This window comes from Desulfosarcina sp. (genome assembly GCF_041551955.1).
Lineage (GTDB): Bacteria > Desulfobacterota > Desulfobacteria > Desulfobacterales > Desulfosarcinaceae > Desulfosarcina.
Map to the genome: position 1 here is coordinate 1 of NZ_JBFELV010000110.1, position 12,961 is coordinate 12,961.

General features: G+C 54.3%; 12 protein-coding genes. 7 read left to right on the forward strand and 5 right to left on the reverse strand.

From position 1 onward, the window contains the following. The 3 genes from ABYV26_RS10445 to ABYV26_RS10455 all read left to right on the forward strand — a co-directional run. On the forward strand, positions 1-118 hold a 118-nt coding region (locus tag ABYV26_RS10445), incomplete at its 5' end, for a hypothetical protein (RefSeq protein ID WP_372680766.1). Positions 119-326: 208 nt separating this feature from the next. Next, positions 327-1,181: a hypothetical protein gene (locus ABYV26_RS10450; RefSeq protein ID WP_372680746.1), complete on the forward strand. Its 855-nt coding sequence runs from the start codon at positions 327-329 to the stop codon at positions 1,179-1,181. Positions 1,182-1,318: 137 nt separating this feature from the next. Further along, positions 1,319-2,977 carry a CTP synthase gene (locus tag ABYV26_RS10455; RefSeq protein WP_372680748.1) on the forward strand — a complete coding sequence of 553 codons (1,659 nt, stop codon included), beginning with the start codon at positions 1,319-1,321 and terminating at the stop codon, positions 2,975-2,977. A gap of 85 nt (positions 2,978-3,062) precedes the next feature. Here the strand turns inward: ABYV26_RS10455 and ABYV26_RS10460 are convergent, their stop codons facing one another. Beyond that, positions 3,063-5,552 carry an ATP-binding protein gene (locus ABYV26_RS10460; protein ID WP_372680750.1) on the reverse strand — a complete coding sequence of 830 codons (2,490 nt, stop codon included), beginning with the start codon at positions 5,550-5,552 and terminating at the stop codon, positions 3,063-3,065. 16 nt (positions 5,553-5,568) lie between these two features. Then, entirely contained in the window at positions 5,569-5,964 is a 396-nt protein-coding gene (locus ABYV26_RS10465) for a hypothetical protein (RefSeq protein WP_372680752.1), read from the reverse strand. Between the two features lie 179 nt (positions 5,965-6,143). On the opposite strand from ABYV26_RS10465, the gene ABYV26_RS10470 reads away from it, so the two are divergent. After that, positions 6,144-6,419, forward strand: coding sequence for a hypothetical protein (locus ABYV26_RS10470; protein WP_372680754.1), 276 nt, complete (start codon positions 6,144-6,146; stop codon positions 6,417-6,419). A gap of 199 nt (positions 6,420-6,618) precedes the next feature. On the opposite strand, the gene ABYV26_RS10475 is transcribed toward ABYV26_RS10470, so the two are convergent. Both ABYV26_RS10475 and ABYV26_RS10480 read right to left on the reverse strand, forming a co-directional pair. Next, the gene (locus tag ABYV26_RS10475) at positions 6,619-6,804 is read right to left on the reverse strand and encodes a hypothetical protein (protein ID WP_372680756.1); all 186 of its coding nucleotides are present in this window, start codon (positions 6,802-6,804) and stop codon (positions 6,619-6,621) included. A 22-nt stretch (positions 6,805-6,826) separates the two neighbouring features. Then, complete coding sequence (locus ABYV26_RS10480) at positions 6,827-7,153, reverse strand: zinc ribbon domain-containing protein (protein WP_372680758.1); 327 nt, start codon at positions 7,151-7,153, stop codon at positions 6,827-6,829. 346 nt (positions 7,154-7,499) lie between these two features. Here ABYV26_RS10480 and ABYV26_RS10485 point away from each other — a divergent pair, with 346 nt between their 5' ends. The 3 genes from ABYV26_RS10485 to ABYV26_RS10495 all read left to right on the forward strand — a co-directional run bounded on the left by ABYV26_RS10485 (position 7,500) and on the right by ABYV26_RS10495 (position 12,171). After that, positions 7,500-9,869 (forward strand): SLC13 family permease, encoded by a 2,370-nt coding sequence (locus ABYV26_RS10485; protein WP_372680760.1) that lies wholly within the window; start codon positions 7,500-7,502, stop codon positions 9,867-9,869. Between the two features lie 76 nt (positions 9,870-9,945). Further along, a complete protein-coding gene (locus tag ABYV26_RS10490; RefSeq protein WP_372680761.1) occupies positions 9,946-10,920 on the forward strand; it encodes a bifunctional oligoribonuclease/PAP phosphatase NrnA in 975 nt (324 codons plus the stop codon). A gap of 81 nt (positions 10,921-11,001) precedes the next feature. Next, entirely contained in the window at positions 11,002-12,171 is a 1,170-nt protein-coding gene (locus ABYV26_RS10495) for a diadenylate cyclase (protein WP_372680762.1), read from the forward strand. 39 nt (positions 12,172-12,210) lie between these two features. Here the strand turns inward: ABYV26_RS10495 and ABYV26_RS10500 are convergent, their stop codons facing one another. Beyond that, positions 12,211-12,831: a class I SAM-dependent methyltransferase gene (locus ABYV26_RS10500; protein WP_372680764.1), complete on the reverse strand. Its 621-nt coding sequence runs from the start codon at positions 12,829-12,831 to the stop codon at positions 12,211-12,213. Positions 12,832-12,961 lie beyond the last annotated feature (130 nt).

A 12,961-nucleotide genomic window follows, 5' to 3' on the forward strand; every position in this document is an offset into this window, starting at 1 on the left:
CAAGACCGGTTCGCTTTCGCGGTCCGACCGCATCGCCAAGTACAACCAGCTGATCCGCATTGAAGAGCGGCTGGGCGCGGGAGCACAATTCGCCAAGGAGATTTTCATTGGCGATTAGGGGCGGTACCTGGCGAAAGATATAAAACTGAAAAATCACAATAACCAAAAAACAAATAACAATTAAAATACAATGACCAAAATTCCAAACCTTAAGATCTCAAAGAAAGAAGATTCCAATCCGTCTTTGCGATTTGAATATTATTATCTGGAATTTATTTGAGATTTGGTATTTGTATTTTGTTTTTTTATTTATGGTGCCTCTCAAAATGAAGAGAACTTCAATCATAGCGGCATGGGCCGTGTTTTCGGTGATGTTTCTCACCGCGACCACACCCGGCCAGGGCCTCGCTTACGTACTCGAAGGCCCCCATGTTCTCGAGCTCAGCGCCAAGGCCATGGGTACCATCGCCGCCCTCCAGGCCAGTCAGAAACTGCTGATTTATCCGCAGACCGCGGAATCGGCACCGGCTGTCTATGATCAAACCGCCACCTACGTGATGCCGGAACGGTTTCGTTCGGATATCGTTTCCGACCAGATCCTGCGAACCCACCTGGTGTTTGCCGACAGTTCGATCACGGTGATCGACGGCAGATTGGCCCTGGGTGAAGACCCGTACGATATCTACCAGCAACTGCTGCGGAGCCGGACCCGGCCGCGCCTGATACGAACCCTCAACCGGCTGGGGGTCGAGACGGCCATATCCAGCCTCGGGCGGATTGAAGAAACCGTGGTGTTCGTCCTGGGCGCCCGTTATCCCGATGAATCCGTATCCCAACTGGCCATCGACAAGGAGACCTTTCTCCCCGTTCGTCTGCTGCTGGTGGACCGCGGGGCGGCTGGTGCCGACAGGCGCCTGGAGATTTTCTACCGGAGTTGGCGTAAAGTCCAGAGCGGATGGTTTCCTTTCCAGGTTGATTTTACCATCAACGGTCGCCTTGCCCGGGAGATCCGGGTGGCCGATCTTCGCATCAACCCGTCCATCGCGGCAGACCTGATGGACCTTGAGGCCTTGAAAGCCGCAGCTGCGCAAAACGATGCCGATACACCCCAGGCACAAAAGCAGCAAGCGGTGGATGCGGTGCAACAGGCGGTGCAGGACTTTCGCAAAAAATTTGAATAGCCGGTTTTCCAAACCGGTCAAATATGGTACAGGCAGTCACAAATCAGCGCACCTGCCGGCGATGGGTCGGTACCATTGAATTTATTTAAGACTGGCAATTCTCCAACACCGGGTTACCATTTCGATCGAGGTTTTCTATGGGGTATGACACCAAGTACATTTTCGTTACCGGGGGGGTTCTCTCATCCCTGGGCAAGGGCCTGGCATCGGCCTCCATCGGCGCGCTGCTGGAAAGCCGGGGACTGACGGTCACCATCCAGAAGCTGGACCCGTATATCAACGTGGATCCGGGGACCATGAATCCATTTCAGCACGGCGAAGTATTCGTCACCGATGACGGCACCGAAACCGATCTGGACCTGGGGCACTACGAGCGCTTCACCCATGCCAAACTGGGCAAGGACAACAACTTCACCACAGGTAAAATCTACCACAGCGTCATCACCAAGGAACGCCAGGGAGAATACCTGGGCGGCACGGTGCAGGTCATCCCCCATATTACCGACGAGATCAAAGACAGCATCCGCAAGGCATCCAATGACGTGGATGTGGTCATTGTGGAGATCGGCGGCACCATCGGCGACATCGAAAGCCTCCCCTTCCTGGAAGCTATCCGCCAGTTCCACAACGACGCCGGCAAGGATAATGTCATCTATATCCACCTGACCCTGGTACCCTACATCGGTACCGCCGGCGAAGTGAAAACCAAACCCACCCAGCACAGCGTCAAGGAGCTGCGCAGCATCGGCATCCAGCCGGACATCCTCTTGTGCCGCACCGACCGCATGCTCAGCCCCGACATCAAGGCCAAGATCGCCATGTTTTGCAATGTGGGTGCGGATGCGGTAATCACGGCCAAGGACGTCAACTGCATCTATGAAGTTCCCCTGCTCTTTCACCAGGAGGGGCTGGACACCAAAATTGTCGAACTGCTCAACATCTGGACCCGCGCACCACGCCTGGAGAACTGGGAGACCCTGTGCCGCCAGATGAACGATCCCACCTACGAGGTCACCATCGCCATTGTCGGCAAATATGTGGATCTCACCGAATCCTACAAGAGCCTCAACGAAGCCCTGATCCACGGTGGCATCCCCAGCCAGGCCAGGGTCAACCTAAAATTCGTGGACTCGGAGACCATCGACGCCAATACCTGCAGCCTGAGCCTGGAAGGGGTGGACGGCGTGCTGGTGCCGGGCGGTTTCGGTTCACGCGGCGTGGAAGGCAAGATCTGCTCCGCCCGGTATGCCCGGGAAAATAAGATTCCCTACTTCGACATCTGCCTGGGCATGCAGATCGCCGTTATCGAATTCGCCAGGAACCTGGCCGGACTGGACCGGGCCAACAGCACCGAATTCGACCCGATCACCCCCCATCCAGTGATCTATCTCATGGAAGAGTGGTTCGACGACAAATCCGGAACCATTCAGAAACGCGACATCCATTCGGATAAGGGCGGTACCATGCGACTGGGGGCGTACCCCTGTAAACTGGAAAAGGACACCGTCGCCCACCGGGCATATGGCAAGGAAACCATAGCCGAACGGCATCGCCACCGTTTTGAATTCAACAACGCCTACATGGATCAGTTAAAAAAAGCCGGCCTGAAAATATCGGGCATCGCCCCATCGGGCGAACTGGTTGAAATCGTGGAAATCGAAGATCACCCGTGGTTCCTGGGATGCCAGTTCCATCCGGAATTTAAATCCCGGCCCATGACTCCCCACCCCCTGTTCCAAAGCTTCATCGCCGCAGCCCTGAAGTATTCGGGAAAACGAGAAATAAAAAAGAATTGAGCATTGCCCCGTGTTGTTGCGGAAAGCACGATTACCGGCGCGAATGGAAACGCATTCGCGCCTGCTATTATTCATTCCATATCGGTTAGCTTTTCAAGATTTCATCGATCTTTCGCGACAGGTCTTCAAGATTGTAAGGCTTTTGGATAAACCCGTTGCACCCCCGGTCCATCAAGGCAATGGCCTGGCTGTCAATACTGTATCCGCTGGCCAAAAGGACTTTCACCCCGGTGTTGATCTGCCTCAGCATGTCAAATGTGTCGCTGCCACTGGCACCCGGCATGATCAGGTCAAGGACAACCAGATCAATATCGTCGGGGCTTTTCCGGTAAACCGATATGGCTTCATCCCCATTCCGGGCCGACAGTGTCTGGTAGCCCATCTTCCCGATCATCTCCGTACCGATGTCTAAGACCATCTCTTCGTCATCCACGACTAGTATCGTCCCCTTGCCGAATTTGATCGTCGCGTCGCCTTTGACCCCTTCGGGAAGCCTTCTTTCCGAGACCGGCAGATAAATACTGAATGTCGTCCCCTGACCGATTTCCGAGGCCACGTCGATATAGCCGGCATGCGCTTTGATGATGCCATAGGCGGATGCCAGACCCAGGCCCGTGCCCCGTCCCATCTCTTTGGTTGTAAAAAAGGGGTCAAAAATGCGTTTTTGCGTTTCAGCATCCATGCCATGGCCCGTATCCGTGACCTGAAGCAGGACATATCGGCCGGATTCCATTTTATAAGGCTTTTGCCCGATCTCGCTGCGGTTGACGATTGAAGTTTGCAGCCAGAGGTCTCCACCGTCAGGCATGGCATCCGCCGAGTTGATTAACAGGTTGAATAAAACCTGCTCGACCTGGGATCGATCAATTTCAACCGACACCTCCGTCGATGACAGATCCATATGTATGCCAATCTCCTTGCGGGTTCGACCGAATATTTCAACGCTGTCTTTAACAATTTTGTTCAAATCAAGGACCTTGAGCTCAAACGTGCCCTTGCGTGCGTAGCCGAGAAGTTGGCTGGTAAGCTGTGAACCACTCTGGATCAGTTGTTCGACTTTTTTGAGCTTTTCATAATGCGGACTGTTGATTTCCGTGTCGAGCATCATGATCGAAACATTGCCCAACATTCCCATCATCAAATTGTTGAAATCGTGGGCGAGGCCTCCAGCCAGGGTGCCGATGGCTTCCATGCGCTGGGCAAGCTGGAGCTGGTTCTCCATTTTCTTTCGTTCGTTGATATCGATAAGGCTGCCTTCGACATAGAGGATGCCACCGTCCTGATCCCTGACGGTTCGTGAGTGATTCTCGACCCAGAGCACGGATTGGTCATAGCGGCGCATCTTGACTTCATGGACATTTTCCACGCCGGATCGCTCGATGATCGTTTTCCATTTCGAGCGGTCTACCGGCTGGGCATATATTTCTTCCGCTTTTTTAGATAGGAACTGCGCTTTGGAAGGGTATCCGAGCATTCGTACCAGCATGGGATTGGCATCGATGATACGGCCGTCAAACGTCGTTCGATAAAGGCCAACGGGGACGCCGTCGAACAATCCCCGGAAGTGGGCTTCACTTTCCTTCAATGATTGTTGGGCCAGTTTCAGTTCAGAAACCCGGTATTCGAGGTCTTTGAAGAGTTTCTGCAATTGGTGACGCATCGAATCGAAAGAACGTGCCAGCACCCCGATTTCATCTTTTCGATTGATTAATGAAGGTTCGATGTCCGCTTCCCACTGTCCGTCCCCGAAATTTTCAGCGGCCGTGGCCATGGTGACAATGGGCAGCATATAGCGGAGTGCGGATCGCCGGCCGATCAGATAGACGCTCAGGAAGGTGATCAAAAAGACCAAGGCCGTGAGAAAACCGGCTATCAGTACCTGGTCGACCAGGAAATCATTGAAATTGGCGCTGATTTCGGCTTCTTTCTGTACCATTACCGCTATGGGCGCCGAAAACGTATCAATGTAGGTTGTGGCCGCAACCATGAGGGTTTTTCCCCGAAAGGGCGCATCTACCGGTGTCATGGCCATATATTTTTTCCGAACGGAACCATCCGGTTCGATCCAGTCATAATAACCCGAGGTCTCTTTCCCGGACAGGGATCTGTTAAAAATCGCCCACCATGACGGGATGTCCGTGGATAAAAAATCCATCTTTCGATTGTTCAGAGCTGGATTGGGATGGATGCGCATGATCCCGGTTCCGGCTTCATAGAGACACACATATCCATTTTGCCCGACCGGCTGCATGGCAATGGCCTGGAATGGGGCGGAGCGCTGGAGGGCCTCCATATCCATCTCTGGTTTGAGTGACAGAAAAAGACCCACCTGCCTGGCCGCGTCCCGGGCCTTGTCCTGAATGACCTGCCGGCCCAGTGCTTCCAATTCCTTTTTGGCGAGTAGGTTCAGTTCATAGGTTGAATCGCTGATAAGTTTAGACAAATGCCGCTGAGCGATGAATCCGCCGGCAACGGCAAGCGCAAAAAATAGAACCACCGGGAAAAGAGCGAGCAGCAGGTATTGTCTGGTAAACTCCTTGACCATCGATGTTGAGGATCGGGTGCTTGTTTGCATGGGCCTGGCCCTTGGGTTAATGAAGCGCTCCGCTGTCATGTCTACACAGTGTCCATCCAGAAACAGGCGAATTGGCCATTGGTGGATCGATACTACCAAATACAATATTGGTTGATTCTTCTTTTTCTTTAATGGCAATACCTTGATCGGGTACAACAGGTAATCGGTTGAAGACCTGAATCATCACGGTCTTGGACAGGTTCATGTCCAGGGCAAAGATGATCAGGACCGGCAGCATGACAATCACCGTGCCGGCAAGGATGCCGGCAGTCAGGCCGGAAACGGCAAAGGCGATGCAGGGATGGCGGTGAACCCAAGCAAAACCGGTGCCTATTCGGTCGGTATTGAGATAGACGACCCGCATGGTCGCCATCAGGGGCAGAAACGGTTCCGATGAGAAGACGATGAGCAACCGGGTGCCGATGATGCTCCCGATCAGCCGTAGACGGCCAGGGGCCGGAACACCGCTATGCTGTGACGCCAGCGGCCCCCCTTGAGGATGTTGGCCGCGTTGAGGACCATTGTCGGGAGTACCAGAAGAAGCATGGCTGTCCGCACGTCGGTAACCAGGGCCAGCAGGGGGTGGCAATCATGGGAAACCCGATGCCACTGCCGCCGTGGACCACGGCAGCGAATCCGACAATGACGGCATGGGTGATTTCGGTTGGAAGGAAGGCGTTGTCGAGCATGGTCATGAATCGGATGGTGTTGGGCCTCGAAATTGTGGAATGCATATCAGTTCAGTACTTCATGTATTGTTTGGATTACTTGATGAAGTTGGGGGTATTTTTTCCTTACCCGCATAAAAATCGCTTCGGCGTTTATATCGGCATCGTGATAGGTGAGTTCCTTATTCATCGTGCCTGAAAGACGCACCCACTCGATTTATGAACATTTGCTCTTTAATCTGCGGTGACTGATCAGACACCAACTGGGAAAATGGTTTGATCAACTGGATGGGCCTGGTTGGTTTTATGGGTGCACCGTTCCTGCCGGCTCCAATCGTAGGATTCCTTCCCGAGCCTGAATACCGGCGGCCTCCATGGCAGCCACCGGCTCGAACCGCCTAACGGCTGTTAGCCCGGATGCTGGCGATTTCCTCGGGTGAAATACCCAGCCATGCCAAAAATTCCGCATGACCTTCCGGGTGGCGGGTTTCAAACAGGCGGTGCCATTTCATCATGGCCGCTTCGGTCAGCCCGATATCCCGGAACAGGGCGACCCACTGGTCTTTCCTCACGTTGTCTGGCATGGTCTGATTCCTTTGTTTTTAATCAAAGACTGTCGAGCAACTGGAAATACGCCTTTATCGTACGAATGGCATCGATCGACAGCTGAACCAAAATCCAACTGAGAACAAGAATGAAGATGGTGAGCCCGATCTTCCAGGCTCTGGTCATTTGCGGATGCCACCAAATCAAAGGCAGTGCCAACGGTCCCACACAGAAAATAGCGATGACAATAAATGATTTTCGGAAATACCATTCGACCTTTTCCTCTGCGAGACGCGGGCGCATGGATCGGTCCAGAAACTCACCGCAGTGCTTGCACTTGATTGCTTCGTCTTGGATCTCTTCGGCACAGAAGGGGCACTTTTTCATATTCATCTCTCGTTGCTGTAGGTTGGATGGGTGCTGCGGGGGAAATGTCATTTAGGTACAGTATTTGTCAGGTTGAATCAATAGGTTGCTTGATCGTGCCATGAGCGATCAGCGGCAGGCGGTAGCAGATGCCAAAAAAGCAGACACCCTGCCGATAGATGATCGGTGCCGGCCCCCCGCCGATCTCATCTGCCTTGTTGAAATTTACGGGTAATTGTTTATAGTGTGATGAATCACCCCTCGAAAAAGTCGCCTCGTTCACCCGCAGGTGGCTTCATCGCTTTGCCGGCCATCGGGTTGCCGGGCAAATTCACACCAACCGATAATATTGAAAGGGATTAGGCGGATGACACCGGAAATCATGACGGTACTGGCTATTCTGGTCGCGGTCATTATCCTTCTGGTCACCGAATGGGCACCCCTGGAAGTGCTGGCCATGCTGGTCATGGGCGTGCTGGCGGTCACCGATATCGTCAGCCCCAAGGAGGCGTTGGCCGGGTTCAGCAACCCGGCGGTGGTGACCATCTGGGCGGTCTTCATCCTCAGCGGCGGGCTGACGCGCACCGGCATCGCCAATATCCTGGGCCGGCAGTTGCTCAAGGTTGCCGGGGGTGGAGAAGCCAAGCTGGTGGTGATCATCATGATTATCGCCGGCGTGCTGTCGGCATTCATGAACAATGTGGCCGTGGCTGCGCTGATGCTGCCCGTGGTCATGGACATCGCGCGCAAGACCGGCCATTCGCCGTCCACCCTGCTGATGCCCCTGGCCTACGGGTCGCTGCTGGGCGGCCTGACCACCATGATCGGCACCCCACCCAACATCCTGGTCAGTGAGGCGCTGCGTGAAAACGGGCTGGAGCCCTTCAAGCTCTTTGACTTCTCACCCGTGGGGCTCATCGTCATGGCTTGCGGCGTGGCCTTCGTCACGCTGGTCGGCACGCGCCTGCTGCCCAAACGCAACCTAGCCAAAGAAACCGCCGGACAGCGCCCGGATTTCCGTTCTCAATACCAACTGCAGGAGCATCTGTTTCAAATCCGGGTCCCCGGCAGTTCGCCCCTGGTTGGCAAAACCCTGGCCGGCAGCCGCCTGGGTGCAGCGTTGGGGCTCACTGTGATCGGCATAACCCGCAGCAGCGGCATCACGCTTCTGGCGCCCTCCATCAGCGAGATGATTGAAGCCGAGGACTTGCTGATCGTCGAGGGAAAGCCTGATCAGATCCAGGAGATGAACAACTGGGGTCAGCTGCTCACCGAGACCGATGCCATCGGCCCCGACGTGTTGACTGCCCACGGCATGCAGGTGGCCCGCCTGAGTTTGAAGCCTGGCAGCGCCTACGACGGTCAGACCCTTTCGGACATCGGCTTCCGTAACCGTCTCGGCCTCAATGTGCTGGCCATTGAACGGGGGGAGAGCCAGCTGGATGAGGATCTGAAAGTTCAACCACTCAGGGCCGGCGACACGCTCGTGGTGTACGGCCTATCGGAACGGCTGGCCCAGTTGGCGGACAATGCTCATTTTCAGCCGCTGGAAATCCTCACCGCCGAAGATATGGACGACTTCGCCAAACTGGGCCACGACCTTCGCCAGCTGCGGGTTCCCGACGACTCGAAGCTGGTCGGTCTGACCCTGAGCGAAAGCCGTTTGGGAGATGCCGTTGACGTTCAAATCCTCTGCATCGTGCGCACGGACGGTACGGCCCTGATTCCCACCTCTGATGACCGTTTCGCGGCCGGGGACCGGTTGATGGTCTGGGGCACGGCGGACATGATTTCCATCTTGCTCATGCAGGGTCTGGAAGGCATGTTCATCGAAGCCGACGCACCACAAACGGACCTGTCCATGCTGGAAGATGACCAGGTCGGTCTGGTGGAAGTGCTGCTCTCCCCCCACAGCGTGCTCTCCGGAATGACCCTGCGCGGGATGAATTTCCGGGAAAAATACGGCCTGACCGTGCTGGCGATTTGGCGCAAGGGAACCGCCTACCGGGAAGACCTGCGCGACATGGCGCTGCAGTTTGGTGATGCCCTGCTGTTGTATGGCCCGTGGAACAAATTGAACCTGCTGGGCCGCGAACCGGATTTCCTGGTGCTTACCGAGACGGCCCAGGAACCCCCCCGGGAAGAAAAAGCCAAACTGGCGCTGACGATCATGACTGCCGTGCTGATCCCGGTGATCATGGATTGGGTGCCCATCTACATTGCGGTGGTCATCGGCGCGGCCTTCATGGTGCTTACCCGCTGTTTGACCATGGAAGAAGCCTACCGCTATATCGAATGGAAGGCTGTTTTTCTGATTGCCGGAATGCTGCCATTAGGCACGGCCCTGGACAATACCGGGGCCGCACGAATCCTGGCCGAAGGGGTGGTGGGTACCCTGGGCCCATTCGGCCCTTATGCGGTGCTGTTCGGGCTGATGGCCATCACCTTTGTCGCCACCAGCATCATTCCCACGGCGGCCCTGGTCGTGTTGATGGTTCCCATCGCCCTGAAAACCGCCGCCAGCCTGGGCATCTCTCCCTACGCCCTGATGATGGGAATCGCCATGGCCGCTTCATCCAGCTTCACCTCGCCCATCTCCCATCCTGCCAACGTGCTGGTGATGGGCCCCGGCGGCTATCGTTTCATCGACTACGTCAAGGTCGGCGTGCCCCTGACACTGGTGGTGCTGGTCGTATTGATGATCGTGCTGCCGATTTTCTGGCCGTTGATGCCTTAAACCGGAGGACCGACGCCTGAGAACTGAAGACCGGGGTAAATGGGTTTGTATGATGACTAAGCCTTTCCCAAAATCAATGTCTTTCGCCAGCAAATATGAACGGCTTCTTGAAGTGGTAAATGCTTCGGATACGTTGGGCATTCTAATCAATGCGGATCCTGACAGCATGGCCAGCGCCATTGCTTTGAAACGAATCTTTTGGAAGAAGGCCAAGCGGGTGTTGATATATCGGGTCAATTCCATCAAGAGAGCGGACAATCTTGCTTTTGTAAAACTGCTGACCGTTGAGCAAAAACACATCCGCTACCTGAAACGGTCGGCGATCAATAAGTGGGCACTCGTGGATTCTCAACCGCACCACCATAAATTGTTCATGGACCACAAATATGATATCATCATCGATCATCATCCGATCACCGAGCCAGTAGAGTCTGTTTTTCTCGACATCCGGGAAGATTATGGAGCTAACGCATCCATGATGACCGAATATCTCAAAGCCGCCAAAATAAAGCCATCCCCGAAACTAGCCACCGCTCTTTTCTACGGAATCAAGACAGATACCGATAATTTTGTCAGGGCATCCATTCCTCATGATATGAGCGCCTTCAAATACCTGTACCAGTTCACCAGTATGCGTATGCTGAAGCAAATCGAATCTTCCGAGATAACCCGAGGCATGCTGCCCCGATACCGGCATGCGATGGAGCGGCTGATTTTTATCGGAGATATCGCTTATGTTCACATGGCGCGGGTGGAAAATTCAGATATCTTGGTAATGATTGCCGACTTTTTTATGAAAATCGCTGACATCAAATGGAGCATCGTGTCCGGGGTATACCAACAAACGCTTATCGTTATTTTCAGAAATGCCAGTTTTCAGGGTGATGCCGGCAAAACTGCCCATAAACTTTTTAGCCGCTGGAAAGGGTCTGCCGGGGGGCACCGCAACGCGGCCAGGGCGGAAATCCCCTTGGAGAATATATTGGATGATCCGAATGACCAATCCGGTCTTCAAACCATGGTTAAAACCATCTTGAAGGGCATCAAGTGACCACCCCCCAAATGAAAACAATGAAAATATCAGCGTTCAGTCACGATCGCACACTTACCACGCTCCCAGGAATTTAATCTTATGCCGACCTTATCTGTTTTTCATCACCTGCTTTTCAAAGATTTTTTAGATATCATCATCCTTACGTTCTTCGCTTATCATCTTTATGTATGGCTCCATCAAACCAAGGCATTCAAGGCACTCGTGGGTCTGCTCGGCCTGGGCATCATCTACAGTGTTGCCCAATTCTGGGGCTTATTCTTGACCACGTGGGTGTTTCAAATTCTCTGGCAGGTCCTGATCATACTGATCATCATATTATTTCAGGCTGAAATTCGACAGGTTCTCGAGAAGGTGAATCCATTTTACGCGTTGGGATGGTACAAAACGGTCGGTCATGTCCCGTGGATAGATAGTTTCTCAAAAAAAATATTCGAGCTGGGCGCCCAGAGAACCGGTGCCTTGATTATTTTCGAACGAAAAGACCGGCTGCGGGAATTTGTGACAGGCGGGATACCCTTTGAGGCCGATCCGACAGGGGAAATCCTTGTCAGTATCTTTCAAAAGCATTCGCCGCTTCATGATGGTGCCATGCTGATCCATAACGGCAAGATAACCATGGCGGCTGCGTTTTTGCCGTTGACCTCGCAAGAGGGGTTAAGCAAGGCGTTGGGTACGCGGCACCGGTCGGCGATCGGCATCACCGAACGATGTGATGCATGGGCGCTTGTCGTTTCAGAAGAACGCGGGCAGGTGTCCCTGGTCAGGGCAGGGGTGATCGAGACATTAGAATCCCCGGCATCCTTGGCGGAAAAGCTGAAGGAACTGCTAACCCCCGACAGACCCGATACGACGGGTGGTTTTCAAAAGATCAAACATCTGTTATCTAACCGGTGGCGGATAAAAGCAGCGACGTTGATGATTGTCAGTGTCGTCTGGTTCTCCTTTGCCGGGCAACAGGATGTTGAAATTTCATTAGAGATTCCGCTGACCATCCAAAATCTTCCTCCCCAACTGGAAGTCGATTCAGCGGTTCAGAATCTATTGGTCACGGCACGTGGGCAGCGTAAAGACATCGGGATGCTCAGTCCTAAAAATATAAGAACGAATATTGATTTATCCCGCGCTGGAGTAGGCACAAACAACTATTTTCTTGACCGACAGCAGTTGCTGCTCCCCAACGACCGCGTCGAGATCGTCAGAATTGAACCCAATAGCCTGACGTTGGAAGTACGGGCTAAACCAGATTAACGAGCACACGCGAAGCAAAGCCCGAAACACCTTCAGCCTTCAGGCGGTCCTTCTTTTTAATACCCCCAGCGTATTGATTCGGGGAAGTTCATCGAAACGGCCGGAGGCCACGGCCAGCTTGTACACCTCCCAGGGTGCCTGGCCTCCCTCCTCGGGATTCTCGAAGATGTCGTGTATCAGCAGGTAGCCGCCTGACAGGATGTGGCCGCTCCAGCAGTCGTAGTCCGTTCGGGCGGATTCGAAGGAGTGGCCGCCGTCGATGAAGACCAGCGATAGCGGCGTGGCCCAGTTGCGGGCGACAACGTGGGAGCGGCTGACCAGGGGAACCACGCTCCCCTCCAGTCCGGCGAGGGCCAGGGTTCGCCGGAACAGGGGCAAGGTGTCCATGTGAAAAGCCTTGAAATCGAAAAGAGCGGGGTCGAAATACGCTTCTCCTGGCTGCTGCTCCTCGGATCCCCGGTGGTGGTCGATGGAAAACAGCGTCGCCCCGGTTTCGCGGCAGGCGCTGCCGAGATATACGGCGGACTTGCCGCAGTAGCTGCCGATCTCCAGGCAGGGTCCCAGCCGAGAGGCCTTCAGGGCAATCTCGTAAAGCCCCCTGCCCTCTTCCGGGTCCAGGAAGCCTTTGATATGGTCGATCACTGTCTCGTCTATGTTCAACTGTTTTTGTCCCAGGTTCTGGGTTCTGGGTTCTGGGTTCTGGGTTCGGCGTTCCGGGTTCCGGGTTCTGTCTCGGACCTCTGACCTCTGACCTCCGACCTCCTACCTCTGACCTCCGACCTCTGACCTC